The organism is Bacillus sp. LBG-1-113 (assembly GCF_020708615.1).
GTDB lineage: Bacteria > Bacillota > Bacilli > Bacillales > Bacillaceae > Bacillus > Bacillus mojavensis.
Genome location: NZ_JAJFDG010000005.1, coordinates 36,737 through 49,935 on the forward strand (window position 1 = coordinate 36,737; position 13,199 = coordinate 49,935).

Sequence of the window (13,199 nt, forward strand, 5' to 3'; positions counted from 1 at the left end):
TGCATATTCGTTCTGTGTTCTTTTTTTCCTGTTACATCAGGCTCATAAACCTGAAGAAAACAAAAACTCCAGCTTTTTGCCGGAGTTTTATTGCCATAGGTATACTCTGGCTTCATAAGGTTTTAACAGCAGTGATGTCGTATGCTTGTGCGGTTCTGTTTCCATATTTGACAGGAGGAGTTTGTCAGTGGATAACGGCAATGCGGGATATCTGCAGAACGCCGGCGACCCCGTCAGATTTGCCGCAATCAGTGCCGTTTGGCTCTCGTTTTTGCGAAGGTATGCAAAGATTTGCTGATCTTCCGGCAGGATCAGCTCGTATTGGCCATAAATAAATACATCATATGTTTGGCGGAGTTTGATCAAGCTTTTGTAAAAGTGATAGACAGATGTGTTATCGTTTAGTTGCGCCTCGGCGTTCAGCCATGTGTAATTGTCATTTACCCCAAGCCATGGCTTGGCATGAGAAAACCCAGCGTGAGGAGAAGCATTCCATTGCATGGGGGTTCGTGAATTGTCTCTTCCCTTTTTCCAGACAATCTTCATTACTTCCTCATGAGAAGCGCCTTTTGCAGTCTCAATGTCATACAGCCGCTTCATCGCGACATCATCATAATCCTCAATGGAAGGAAACGCCACATTGGTCATGCCGATTTCCTGTCCCTGATAAATAAACGGCGTGCCTTTCATCAGAAAATAAACAGCGGCGAGCGCTTTTGCACTTTCCTTTAAGGAATTCCCGTCGTCTCCCCATACAGAAACAGAACGGGGCTGATCATGGTTTTCCATGAACAAAGCGTTCCACGCAATTCCCTCCAAACTGTTCTGCCACTCTGTTAAAATTCGTTTGAAAGCAACGATATCGATGGTTTCATTTATCTCTATATCCCACAGACCGAGATGTTCAAATTGAAAAATCATGCTGAAAATCCCGGATTCCTCTCCCACCCATTCAGCCGCCTCCTTTGCCGCGACACCGTTTGCCTCTCCGACCGTCATGATCGGATAGCGGGAAAATGTGTTTTCCTTCAGCTCTGTTAAAAAATCTAAAATACCCTCAGCATTCATATGATAAGGAAAGGATGGAACATAGGACAGCCCTTTCGGATTCGGCAGATCAGGCAGCCCTTCTTTTTTCTTAATATGAGAAATGGCATCCACCCGAAATCCGTCTATGCCTTTATCAAGCCACCAATTGACCATGTCATAAACGGTGTTTCTTACCTCTACATTTTCCCAGTTCAGATCAGGCTGCTTTTTATCAAAAAGATGGAGATAGTACTGGCTTGTCTGTTGATCATACTCCCAAGCCGATCCGCCGAAAATGCTTTCCCAATTGTTCGGCTCTTTTCCGTCTTTCCCGTCCTTCCAAATATACCAGTCACGTTTTTGGGATTGTAAAGATGCACGTGATTCAATAAACCATGGATGTTCATCACTTGTATGATTCACGACAAGATCCATAATAAGCTTCATGCCAAGCTCATGAGTATCATGAAGCAGCTGATCAAAATCTGCCATTGTGCCGAAATCGCTCAATATGTTTTTGTAATCTTTAATATCATAGCCGTTATCCGCATTGGGTGAGTCGTACAAGGGGCAAATCCAAATCACATTGGCACCTAGTTCTTTTATGTACGGAAGCTTGGACCTGATTCCTTGAATATCCCCGATTCCATCGCTGTTTGAATCTTTGAAGCTTCGGGGATAAATTTGGTAGACCACCGCTTCCTTCCACCAAGCCTTTTTCATACAGCCACTCCTTCCTGTGTGTTTTATATCTTATGTAGAAAAAGGCCATTGAAGCATTCATTTTTTCAGAAAAAAACCTCTTGCCGATGACAAAAGACTGATCAATGTTTCAGAAGCCTTTGGTCCGGTCTTTCTTTGAATGCTCAAAAAAACAGCCGCGTTTAGCCGGCTGTTTTTGATTAAAACTCTGTTTTTTTGATTTCGACAAATCGAATATGATGGTCTTCAGCATCGAGAATTTTAAACTCGCAGCCCTCCGCCTGTATCACATCTCCTGCTTTCAGCTCCATTTTTTGCGTCAGAAGCCAGCCTGCAATCGTATCAATTTCTTCATTCTCAATGGCAATGTCGAGCAGGTCATTCACTTCATCTATTAGCGCTTTTCCATCCATCACATAATGGTGCTCGCCTTTTTTCAAAATATGCGGCGTTTCATCCTGGTCATATTCATCACGGATTTCCCCGACGATTTCTTCGATAATATCCTCGACAGTGACAAGCCCCGCCGTACCCCCGTATTCATCTACGAGAATGGCCATATGAATCCGTTCCTTCTGCATGCGGATTAAAAGCTCCTGAACAGGAATGCTTTCAATGACCCTGATGACAGGTCTCATAATTTGCTTCAGTTTAATCGGCTGGCCTAGAAAATACGCTTTAAACATATCTTTGCTGTTGATAATCCCTAAAATATGATCCTTATCTTCTTTAATGACAGGATACCGTGTATACCGTTCGTTAATGATGAGATGAATCGCCTCTTCAAGCGACTGCTCCAGAGAAATGACAGCGATTTCTGTTCGCGGAATCATAATTTCTCTCGCCACGCGGTTGTCGAATTCAAAAATCTTATTCACATAGCGAAATTCGGACTGGTTGATTTCCCCTTTTTCATAGCTTTCTGACAGGATCAGCCTCAGTTCTTCCTCACTGATGACAACCTCATGCTCCTTTACTGAATGAAACCCAAACAGCTTCACAAGAAAACTCGCAGAGCCGTTCAAGGCTTTGATAAACGGATACATGATTTTATAAAACCAGATCAGCGGCTTAGCGATCCATAAACTGACGGCCTCCGCCTTTTGAATCGAAACCGTCTTCGGCGCAAGCTCTCCCATCACCACATGCAAAAAAGTGACGATGATAAATGCAACAATAAAGGTGACGATGTGATTGATAGGTTCCGGCATACCCGTCATTGTAAATAAGGGATGAAGGATGTGCTCCAATGTTGGTTCACCGAGCCACCCGAGGCCCAGCGCCGTGATCGTAATCCCGAGCTGGCAGGCTGATAAATACTCGTCTAGATTAGAAATGATTTTGTGTACGGCAAGCGCACGGCTGTCACCGCTTTCCATGAGCTGATTGATTTTCGAACCCCGAATCTTAACAATCGCAAATTCCGCTGCAACAAAAACAGCCGTAATGCCAATCAAAACAAAAATGGCTACCAATTGTAGAATAAGCAAAAAAAGCCCTTACCGTAAATGGTAAGGGGCCACCTCCTTAACGTTAATTCTCATTACGACCGTTTAAGAAGATCATCACAAACCGAAGAAGTTCAAACAGGGAAACCAGCGCGGCGGCCACATACGTCAATGCAGCGGCACTCAGCACTTTATTTACACCGTGTTCTTCGTTGTTTCGAATGAATCCTTCAGACACAATAATTTGCTTCGCGCGTGAACTTGCATTGAATTCAACAGGCAGTGTGATCAGCTGGAAAAAGACAGCGGCTGAAAACAGAATGATGCCGAGCCCGATGAGGTTCAGACTGCCAAGAAGCATGCCCCCTAAAAAAAGTAAAGGAGCCACTCCGGATGCAAAATTCACAACGGGGAACATTTTATGTCTCAGCACAAGCGCACCATATGATTCCTGATGCTGCAAGGCATGTCCGACTTCATGGGAAGCAACGGATATGGCGGAAATTGAGCGGCCGTAATAAACCGGCTCAGATAAACGCACCACCCGTCTTGTCGGGTCGTAATGGTCTGTTAAAGCGCCTCTTACCGGTTCAACCGGCACGTCGTAAAGACCGTTTATATCTAAAATCCGTCTTGCGGTTTCTGCCCCTGTTCGACCGCTTGAGGCTTCCACTTTTGAATATTTTTCAAAGTTGCTCTTTACTTTAAATTGTGCCCAAAACGACAATCCCAATGCGGCTATTGTTAAAAATATAAACAGCATGTTTCATCATCCTTTTTTAAAGATCGTATGTTTCTTTATTACGATTATTTTAATGAGTTTTCTTTCTCGTGTACAGAAATGCGCTTTTTCTTCCGTCTCGGTGCACACATTCCGATAAGCAAAAGGAACAAGCCGGCCGAAAACAAATAAAAAGAAAAGCCTCCAATCAGCTTATTCAAAAAATGATGCCATGAGAAGCTATCGGAGAAGTGATTATACGAATTCAAGTCGAAAATAAACAAAATCACTGCGGATGCCGCAAGCTGCGTACCGATCAAAACCACAACAGTTCTCTGAATGATCGTCATCTGTTCCACCTTTTTTCGCTGATTTGTTTTAGTTTATGGAGAAAACCGGTTTTATATGTTTTAGTTCATTTTTTGAAAAACAACGCCGGAAGTAGGACATACTGTTATAAAAAGAGCACGGGTGTGATGAACATGAAAGTGACGAGTGAGGAAAAGGAACAGCTGAGTACAGCGATTGACCGAATGAATGAAGGACTGGACGTATTTATCCAGTTTTATAATGAATCTGAAATCGATGAACCCCTTATTCAGCTGGAAGACGATACAGCTGATCTCATGAAGCAGGCCCGCGACCTGTACGGCCAGGAAAAGCTAAATGAGAAGCTGAACACAATTATCAAACAGATTTTATCTATTTCATTATCTGAAGAAGGAGAAAAAGAATGAAGTCAAATCGGATCTTTATCTCATGGCTGAGGTGGCCGTTATTTATCCGAATCGGGCTGATCATTCTTTTTCTAGTTCTTTTGTTCGGGCAAATCATTTATTTACTTGAGCCCAAGCAGTTTACTTCTGTCTTCGAAGGTATTTGGTGGGCCGTGGTTACCGTCTCAACAGTAGGCTACGGGGATTATGTGCCGCACACGCCGCTTGGTCAACTAGCCGGAATGCTGCTGATATTAATCGGTGCAAGCTTTGTCACTGCTTACTTTGCCACCTTATCCGCTGCCGCTTTCAGTAAACAGCACCGCTACATAGAGGGTAAGGTCGCTTACAAAGGACGGGGCCATGTCATTATTATCGGCTGGAATGAAAAATCAAATCGCCTTTTGAGAGAGCTTCAGCTGGCGGCGCCCTCCAAGACAGTCGTTCTGATTGATGAAACGTTAAAAGAAGGGCCGCTCATTGAAAATGTCCATTTCATACGCGGACACGCCGCAGATGATGAAACGCTGAAACGAGCCAATATTACTGAGGCGGACACAGTTATGGTCACCGCCGACCAATATAAAAGTGAAGCGGAGGCGGACATGCTGTCGGTGCTGATTCTTTTATCAGTCAAAGGATTGAATCCGCTGGCTTACTGTATTGTCGAAATTCTGACTGACCGCTTTGTCACCAATGCAGAACGGGCAGGCGCTAATAAAATTATCGGGACATCTCAGCTCTTAAGCCGCGTGATGCTGGAACATTACCGAGTCAAATTGCAGCTGTCTAAACCGCAAAGCTTAATTGAGCTGACACTCGATAAAAAAGTGCGGCTGATTTCGGTTCCTTCTGAGCTGCAGGGCGCCGCTTATAAAACATGCGTCCTCTATTTTCTAGATCACAACACCACCATTATCGGCATACAAAAAGAGGAAGGGCCTATGATTACCCCTCCTCTTTCATATAAAGTGCTTGAAACAGATCAGTTCCTTGCGCTTTAACCCAACAGAACATCCTCCAGCTCTTTGACAAGGGAGGCGCCGATATCCAAATACGCCGGATCAATCTCCGCGTCCCGTCTTTCGGGTTCAGAAAATTGATTAAACAGCGATTGAAACGGCCCTCCTTCAGCTTGATCATCAAGGCCTGTCTGGAACACCTGCCTCAGCATAAACGGAGTTCCGATACGGACAGCTGCCCCGCGTTCATCGAGACTGCCTTGTATGGCATTGACGGGAATTCTTAAAAACAAATATCCGTCTTTATCATCAATTTTATAATCAAAATAGCCGTGGTCGTACTCCCAGCCGCCGTTTATCACATAACCGAGCGGCTTCATGACTTGTTCCAGCTCCTGAAGCAAAAAAGGCTGCCCATCTATCGCGGAAGGTATTGTAATCATCAAACTGCCCCTTTTTTCATTTATCCTGTCCTGCCGAACAAGACTTCATTCAGAGGCTGATTACATGGAAATTGTTTTTTCCTTTGCCCGGCCAACCGAAAAGAAAGCGCATTCAATTAAGAAGTAAACAGTTATCGCTGCAGCAATCCCCGCCGCAGATTCCCATGAAACATATACAACAGCCGCATAGAGTCCTAACTTTGTTAAAAGGGTGTGAGATTGCTTCAATTGCAAAATATGATGCACTGCATCAGTAAAAATGGCAAGCGGAAGCCCGATCAGAAGAAAGGTGTGGATAAAAAAGTGTGAGAGTGTGCCGCCAAGGTGGGAAGAAAACTCTGTATTCACGGCATCAAAGGATATGAGAATAACGAAAACTGCTGCCGATAAGCCCGCAATGATGAGATGTTTGACCATTTGTTTCATGAACATCAGCACCTTTCTGATTTGATAAAAAGCCGACCGGCTAATGCCAGTCAGCTTTCTTACATTAATCTTCGAGACGTTTTTCAAGCTCAGCTTTTTTCTCTTCAAAGCCAGGTTTGCCAAGCAATGCAAACATATTGACTTTATATGCTTCTACTCCAGGCTGGTCAAAAGGATTGACGCCGAGGAGATATCCGCTCATCGCACAGGCTTTTTCGAAGAAATAAACAAGATATCCAAAAGTATATGCATTCAGCTCAGGAATGTTGACGATTAAGTTTGGAACGTTTCCGTCTGTATGAGCCAGCATTGTACCTTGGAATGCTTTTTTGTTAACGAAGTCTACCGTTTTTCCGGCTAAATAGTTTAAGCCGTCAAGATCGCTATCCGCTTCTTCGATTGTCAGCTCGTGTTTAGGTTTTTCGACATTCAGCACCGTTTCGAACAAGTCTCTGCGGCCTTCCTGTACGTACTGTCCTAATGAGTGAAGGTCTGTTGAATAGTTGGCAGAAGAAGGATAAATGCCCTTCTCGTCTTTGCCTTCACTTTCGCCGAACAGCTGCTTCCACCACTCCGCAAAATATTGAAGCGCCGGCTCATAGTTGATAAGCATTTCAATCGTTTTGCCTTTATTGTAAAGCACATTGCGAACGACCGCATACTGGTATGCAGGGTTTTCTTCCAATTCTGATGTGGCAAAATCCTTGCTCGCATCAAATGCGCCTTTCATCATGTCGTCAATGTTGACGCCGCTGACAGCAATCGGAAGGAGACCAACAGCTGTTAAGACAGAATATCGTCCGCCGACATCATCAGGAATGACAAATGATTCGAAGCCTTCTTCGTTAGAAAGTGTTTTTAACGCGCCGCGCTCTTTATCAGTTGTCGCATAAATCCGCGCTTTCGCTTCTTCCTTGCCGTATTTCTCTTCCAGAAGCTTGCGGAAAATACGGAAAGCGATTGCAGGCTCAGTTGTTGTACCTGATTTAGAGATGACGTTAATGGAGAAGTCAACATCTTCGAGAAGATCCATGACATCTCTCATATATGATGAACTGATGTTGTTTCCGATGAAAATGACTTGCGGATTGCCTCGTTTTGCTTTTGGCAGTGTATTGTAAAACGCGTGATTAAGCGCTTCAATTGCTGCCCGCGCGCCGAGGTAAGAACCGCCGATACCGACAACAAGCAATACATCAGAGTCAGATTTGATTTTTTCCGCGCTTTTTTTAATGCGCGCAAATTCTTCTTTATCATAATGTTCAGGGAGGTCCACCCAGCCTAGAAAATCGCTGCCCGCGCCTGTTTTTTCATGAATATTATGGTGTGCTGTTTTTACAAAGTCGCGCAAATATGTAAGTTCATGTTCGTTGAAGAAAGTCAACGCTTTTGAGTAGTCAAAGCGTACATGCGTCATTGCTTGTCCCTCCATAACGGTATAATGTTTTCATCTTTCACTTTATATGAACTTATCTGTGAAATCAAGTCAAGAAGAAAGGACGGAATGACTGCATTCCGTCCTTTGACATTAGAGTGACGCGCGGAGGATGGCAAGCACGTCATCTTTGTTCAGTTTTTGGAAGTTGCCGAAGCCGCCGTACTCCATTTCTTTGGCTGCGATATCAGCAATCAGTTCCAATTTTTCTTCTCCGATCTCATAGTCGGATAGACGGGAAGGCGCACCCAGACTTGTCCAGAACGCAGACAGCTTGTCAATTCCTTCAAGCGCAATTTCTTTATCCGTTTTGCCCTCTGTATCAATGTCAAACATATTGAGCATGAGGTTTTTAAAGCGGCCGACATTCGTATCAAGCGTGTATCTCATCCAGTTCGGGAACAGGATCGCAAGTCCGCCGGCATGCGGAATATCATATACAGCTGATACGGCATGCTCCATGGTGTGAGAAGCCCAGTCGCCGAAGTAGCCCATTTGAAGCGTGCCATTCAGAGCGATAGTGCCTGCATATAGAATCGTCTCACGATGTTTATAATTTTCAAGATCCTCTAATAGTTTTGGAGCTGTTTCGATCACCGTCTGCAGAACGGCAAAGCACATTCTGTCTTGCAGCGGTGTGTTTTCGACATTATGGAAGTATTGTTCAAACACGTGGCTCATCATGTCAACCATGCCGTAAACCGTTTGATTTTCAGGCACTGTGAACGTATTTTCAGGGTCTAAAATCGAGAACCGCGGATGAGTTACATTGCTTCCCCATACAAACTTCTCATTTGTTTCCCAGTTTGTAATCACAGAGTCAGGGTTCATTTCAGAACCTGTGGCAGCAAGGGTTAGAACTGTACCAAACGGCAGTGCATCCTCGGCTGTTACTTTCTTGCTGAAAATGTCCCAAGCGTCTCCGTCGTATTTCACTCCCGCAGCAATCGCTTTTGTGCAGTCAATGACACTTCCGCCACCCACAGCAAGCAGAAAATTAATATCATGCTGTCTGCATAGGTCAATGCCTTTTTCCACAGTCGCAAGACGCGGGTTCGGCTCGACCCCTGACAGTTCATGGACAGCCGCGCCTTCTTCTTTTAATATGTCTGTTACTTGGTCATAAAGGCCATTACGTTTAATGCTTCCGCCTCCGTAGACAAGCAGAACATTTTTACCGTATTGCTTTAATTCTTTTCTTAATTGTTCAAGCTGACCTTTTCCGAAGATCAGTTTCGTCGGGTTATAATAAGTGAAATTTTCCATTGTAAAACCTCCATATATTGCTGTATCAAAAAACAGGTTAACAATTGTAACATAAGTTCAAAGAAAAAGGGAAGCAGCCTGATCGGCTGTTTCCCCTTTTGTTATAGAGATGCTTTTAAGATAGCAAGTACATCTTCTTTGTGTAGTGATTTAAACTGGCCGAACGTACCGTTGGCCATTGCCTTGTCTGCAATTGTGTCAAGCTGTTCGTCATTGATATCGTAATCAGCCAGTCGATTTGGAGCGCCTAGGCTTGTCCAGAAAGCAGACAGCTTGTCGATACCTTCCAGCGCGATTTCCTCATCTGATTTTCCAGCTTCCTCCACACCAAACACACGAACCGCAAGCTGCTTCATGCGAGCCGGGTTTTCTGACAATGTATGTCTCATCCAGTTCGGGAAGAGTATTGCGAGTCCGCCGGCATGCGGAATATCGTAAACGGCTGAAACCGCATGTTCTATATTATGAGTGGCCCAATCCCCTCTTGCACCCATTGACAGCATGCCGTTTAAAGCGATTGTCCCTGTGTAAAGAATCGTTTCACGCAGTTCGTAATTTTCAAGATCATTGATCAGCTTAGGCGCTGTTTCGATGACTGTGCGTAAGAGCGATTCGCACATGCGATCCTGGTAAGGTGTGTTTGATACATGGTGGAAGTATTGCTCAAACACGTGGCTCATCATATCAACCATTCCGTAGATCGTGTGATTTTTAGGAACAGTAAACGTGTTCACTGGATCCAAAATTGAGAACTTAGGGAACACGAGCGGGCTTCCCCAGCCATATTTCTCTTTTGTTTCCCAGTTTGTAATAACTGAACCTGAGTTCATTTCAGAGCCAGTTGCGGCGAGAGTCAAAACAGTTCCGAACGGTAAAGCTTCCTTCGGCTGGTGTTTTTTCGTTACGATATCCCACGCGTCACCATCATACTTTGCCCCCGCAGCAATCGCCTTTGCACAGTCGATGACACTGCCGCCGCCGACAGCCAATAAGAAATCAATGTTGTTTTCTTTGCAGATCGCAACACCTTTATTAACAGTCGACACACGCGGGTTCGGCTCTACGCCTGCTAATTCATGTACCGTGACACCGGCTTTATTCAGCTGTTCCATCACTTGGTCATAAAGGCCGCTGCGTTTAATGCTTCCGCCTCCGTAGACTAACAATACATTTTTTCCGTAAGGTTTTAGTTCCTCCGGGAGTTTTTCAACTTCGCCGCGGCCGAAAATTAATTTCGTCGGGTTCCAATATGTAAAGTTTTGCATGACATCTCCTCCTTAGATTTTTATTATGCAGAATGCCTGCGCTCCATGTAAAGCAATCAGCTCGTTCTGTTTTCAGCGTATCAGACAGTTTTCATTTGCAAGATGCTGGGAATGAAACAGATACAGCTGAGTTTGAGCCGTTTCGTCCGGCTTCTCACAATATGGAGAATGCATGTATATATTCTCCAATATGTCACAATCTATAACTGTTTTAATAATTCATGGAGGAGGTTGTAAACATGAGTACTATTCAGAGAATTTGTCTTGTATTAACGATCATTGGCGCTATTAACTGGGGACTGATCGGATTTTTCCAATTTGATTTAGTAGCAGCCATCTTTGGCGGCCAAGGGTCAGCCCTTTCCCGTATCATTTACGGACTTGTCGGAATCGCCGGATTAATTAACCTCGGCCTGCTGTTTAAGCCAAACGAGGAAAGATCACGTGAAGAGGCAACAAATCCTGAAATGCGATAGGATAAAAAAAGCACCGAACATTCCTGTCCGGTGCTTTTTCATGCTTATTTTTTGATAAGGTCTTTGCGGTTGGACATTTCGATCCACTCTTCAAGCTTATCTTTTAATGTGTTGAAACCTTGTGGCGCAGAAGCTTCTTCGCTTACTTGCGCAGCTTTAGATTTTCTTGGTTTGCTTTCTTTTTTCTCAGGCGCAGCTTGTGTCGCACGAATTGAAAGGCTGATTTTCCCTTTTTCTTCATCAACAGCAAGTACTTTTACTTGTACTTCGTCGCCAACAGAAAGGTGCTCGTTGATATCTTTTACGAAACCGTGAGTCACTTCAGAAATGTGTACCAAACCTTGAGTTTCTTCATCTAATGCAACAAACGCACCATACGCTTGTAATCCTGTAACTTTACCAGTGTAAACACTGCCCACTTCAAATTTTGCTGCCATTCATAACAACTCCTAAGTTAAATTAAATATCTGTTTATACGCAATTTAAAATTATATCATACATGTCTCATTTCCGCAAAGGAAACTTTTTTATATGATATCGGGTTTAAGCATATCAAAAAGAGGGTAAACTTTAAATACTAAAGGCTTTCTAGTATTCCCCCTTTTATTGGATGCGAACAAAAGGTTCGTATCTTTTTTTATGTTGTTTTGTGTAAGAAACGTTTCATTCTGACCAATGCTTCTTGCAGCTGTTCAATTGATGTCGCATATGAACAGCGGATATATCCTTCTCCGCTCGGCCCAAACACATTACCGGGAACAACAGCTACTTTTTCCTGCATCAGGAGCTCCTCGGCAAACTGTTCTGAGCTCATCCCAGTGCTTTTGATGGATGGGAAAGCATAGAAAGCACCGCTCGGATGGTGGCAGCTGAGACCGATCTCATTTAGCGTTTCAACAAACAAATTACGTCTTCTTCGGTAGCTCTTTTTCATCTTTTCTACATCTTCTATTCCGTTTTTTAACCCTTCAAGCGCTGCGTATTGCGCCATTGCAGGCGCGCACATCATCGCATACTGATGGATTTTAAGCATCGCGTTGCGAATTTCTGAAGGCGCCGCGGCAAAACCGAGTCTCCAGCCTGTCATGGCAAACGCCTTTGAAAATCCTGAAATGACAACCGTCCGCTCTTTCATCCCCGGTAATGCTGCTATGCTCGTGAATTCCTCATCGTATGTCAGTTCCGCATAAATCTCGTCGCTCAGTACGATCAAATCATGTGTTTTGGCAAACTCAGCAATTTCATGCAACTCTTTCTTTGAGTAAACCGAGCCGGTCGGATTCGAAGGCGAACAAATGAGAATAGCCTTTGTCTTTTCGGTCACTGCCGCTTCAAAATCCTCAGCCGTCGCTTTAAATCCTTTATCAGCCGTCGTATGGACATGAACCGGAACGCCGCCTGTCAAAGAGACAAGCGATTCATACGCCACAAAACACGGTTCTGGAATAATCACTTCCTCACTCGGATTTACAATGGCGCGGATCGCAATATCCAAAGCCTGGCTCGCCCCTACCGTCACAATCAATTCATCGTCAGGAGAGTATGTAAGACCAAACCGGCTGCTGACATAACGGCTGATTTCCTCTCGCAATGAGTATAAACCTGCATTAGCGGTATATGACGTATATCCTTGTTCAAGGGAAAGAATGCTTGCTTCACGGACATTCCAAGCCGTTACAAAGTCAGGTTCTCCGACTCCTAAAGAAATAACACCTTCCATCGTTGCCGCCAAATCAAAAAATCTGCGGATGCCGGATGGTTTTATTTGTTGTACATAATCGGATAAATAAGAAGTCATTTACGGTGACACCACGATTCTTTTGTCGTCGTCTCCCGTTTCAAATACTTTGCCGTCATGCTTGTATTTTTTCAGGATAAAATGTGTTGTCGTAGACACAACTGAATCAAGAGTTGACAGTTTATCAGATACGAAACGCGCAACGTCAGACATTGAATTGCCGCGGATCACGACAGACAGGTCGTATACGCCTGACATCAGGTAGACTGATTCTACCTCCTGGAATCGGTAAATCCGCTCCGCCACTTCGTCAAAACCGACTCCGCGCTTCGGAGTGACTTTAACATCAATCATGGCTGTCACGCCTTCATGGCCGTCCACCTTCCGCCAGTCGATCATAGCGGAATAATCGATGATAACCTTTTCTTTTTCCAATTTGTCAATGATCGCTTTTACTTCATTTACAGGGATACCGGCCATCTTTGCGATTGTTTCTAGATCGGCGCGGCTGTTTTCGTCTAAAATTTCTAATATTTCTGTTTCTTTCTCGGTCAATTTCATTCAATTCACAC

General features: G+C 44.1%; 15 protein-coding genes. 3 read left to right on the forward strand and 12 right to left on the reverse strand.

Annotated elements, in window-relative coordinates; genetic code table 11:
- Positions 1–87 precede the first annotated feature (87 nt).
- The 4 genes from LJF29_RS13450 to LJF29_RS13465 all read right to left on the reverse strand — a co-directional run bounded on the left by LJF29_RS13450 (position 88) and on the right by LJF29_RS13465 (position 4,250).
- Positions 88–1,752: a glycoside hydrolase family 13 protein gene (locus LJF29_RS13450; RefSeq protein WP_229149057.1), complete on the reverse strand. Its 1,665-nt coding sequence runs from the start codon at positions 1,750–1,752 to the stop codon at positions 88–90.
- A 179-nt stretch (positions 1,753–1,931) separates the two neighbouring features.
- On the reverse strand, positions 1,932–3,221 hold the full coding sequence (locus tag LJF29_RS13455) for a hemolysin family protein (RefSeq protein WP_168748626.1): 1,290 nt from the start codon (positions 3,219–3,221) through the stop codon (positions 1,932–1,934).
- A 43-nt stretch (positions 3,222–3,264) separates the two neighbouring features.
- The gene (locus LJF29_RS13460) at positions 3,265–3,942 is read right to left on the reverse strand and encodes a zinc metallopeptidase (protein ID WP_010331648.1); all 678 of its coding nucleotides are present in this window, start codon (positions 3,940–3,942) and stop codon (positions 3,265–3,267) included.
- A gap of 44 nt (positions 3,943–3,986) precedes the next feature.
- Positions 3,987–4,250 carry a hypothetical protein gene (locus LJF29_RS13465; protein ID WP_123373899.1) on the reverse strand — a complete coding sequence of 88 codons (264 nt, stop codon included), beginning with the start codon at positions 4,248–4,250 and terminating at the stop codon, positions 3,987–3,989.
- A gap of 132 nt (positions 4,251–4,382) precedes the next feature.
- Here LJF29_RS13465 and LJF29_RS13470 point away from each other — a divergent pair, with 132 nt between their 5' ends.
- Both LJF29_RS13470 and LJF29_RS13475 read left to right on the forward strand, forming a co-directional pair.
- A complete protein-coding gene (locus tag LJF29_RS13470) occupies positions 4,383–4,637 on the forward strand; it encodes a protein mistic (RefSeq protein WP_024122645.1) in 255 nt (84 codons plus the stop codon).
- Positions 4,634–5,620, forward strand: coding sequence for a potassium channel family protein (locus LJF29_RS13475; RefSeq protein ID WP_229149059.1), 987 nt, complete (start codon positions 4,634–4,636; stop codon positions 5,618–5,620). Before LJF29_RS13470 ends, LJF29_RS13475 begins: the two co-directional genes overlap by 4 nt.
- Here LJF29_RS13475 and LJF29_RS13480 read toward each other — a convergent pair.
- From LJF29_RS13480 to LJF29_RS13500, 5 genes are all read right to left on the reverse strand, one after another.
- Complete coding sequence (locus LJF29_RS13480; protein ID WP_229149060.1) at positions 5,617–6,021, reverse strand: YugN-like family protein; 405 nt, start codon at positions 6,019–6,021, stop codon at positions 5,617–5,619. The genes LJF29_RS13475 and LJF29_RS13480 overlap by 4 nt on opposite strands.
- A 60-nt stretch (positions 6,022–6,081) precedes the next feature.
- The gene (locus LJF29_RS13485) at positions 6,082–6,453 is read right to left on the reverse strand and encodes a hypothetical protein (protein ID WP_229149203.1); all 372 of its coding nucleotides are present in this window, start codon (positions 6,451–6,453) and stop codon (positions 6,082–6,084) included.
- A gap of 58 nt (positions 6,454–6,511) precedes the next feature.
- Positions 6,512–7,864 (reverse strand): glucose-6-phosphate isomerase, encoded by a 1,353-nt coding sequence (locus LJF29_RS13490; RefSeq protein WP_010331654.1) that lies wholly within the window; start codon positions 7,862–7,864, stop codon positions 6,512–6,514.
- A 111-nt stretch (positions 7,865–7,975) separates the two neighbouring features.
- Positions 7,976–9,148: an iron-containing alcohol dehydrogenase gene (locus LJF29_RS13495; protein ID WP_229149061.1), complete on the reverse strand. Its 1,173-nt coding sequence runs from the start codon at positions 9,146–9,148 to the stop codon at positions 7,976–7,978.
- Between the two features lie 101 nt (positions 9,149–9,249).
- On the reverse strand, positions 9,250–10,413 hold the full coding sequence (locus tag LJF29_RS13500) for an iron-containing alcohol dehydrogenase (protein WP_010331656.1): 1,164 nt from the start codon (positions 10,411–10,413) through the stop codon (positions 9,250–9,252).
- Between the two features lie 239 nt (positions 10,414–10,652).
- Here LJF29_RS13500 and LJF29_RS13505 point away from each other — a divergent pair, with 239 nt between their 5' ends.
- Complete coding sequence (locus LJF29_RS13505) at positions 10,653–10,889, forward strand: DUF378 domain-containing protein (protein ID WP_229149063.1); 237 nt, start codon at positions 10,653–10,655, stop codon at positions 10,887–10,889.
- Positions 10,890–10,933: 44 nt separating this feature from the next.
- On the opposite strand, the gene yugI is transcribed toward LJF29_RS13505, so the two are convergent.
- The 3 genes from yugI to LJF29_RS13520 form a co-directional block, all read right to left on the reverse strand.
- On the reverse strand, positions 10,934–11,326 hold the full coding sequence (gene yugI, locus LJF29_RS13510) for a S1 domain-containing post-transcriptional regulator GSP13 (protein WP_229149065.1): 393 nt from the start codon (positions 11,324–11,326) through the stop codon (positions 10,934–10,936).
- A gap of 200 nt (positions 11,327–11,526) precedes the next feature.
- Positions 11,527–12,687: an aminotransferase gene (locus tag LJF29_RS13515; protein ID WP_229149066.1), complete on the reverse strand. Its 1,161-nt coding sequence runs from the start codon at positions 12,685–12,687 to the stop codon at positions 11,527–11,529.
- On the reverse strand, positions 12,688–13,188 hold the full coding sequence (locus LJF29_RS13520; protein ID WP_024122653.1) for an Lrp/AsnC family transcriptional regulator: 501 nt from the start codon (positions 13,186–13,188) through the stop codon (positions 12,688–12,690).
- Positions 13,189–13,199 lie beyond the last annotated feature (11 nt).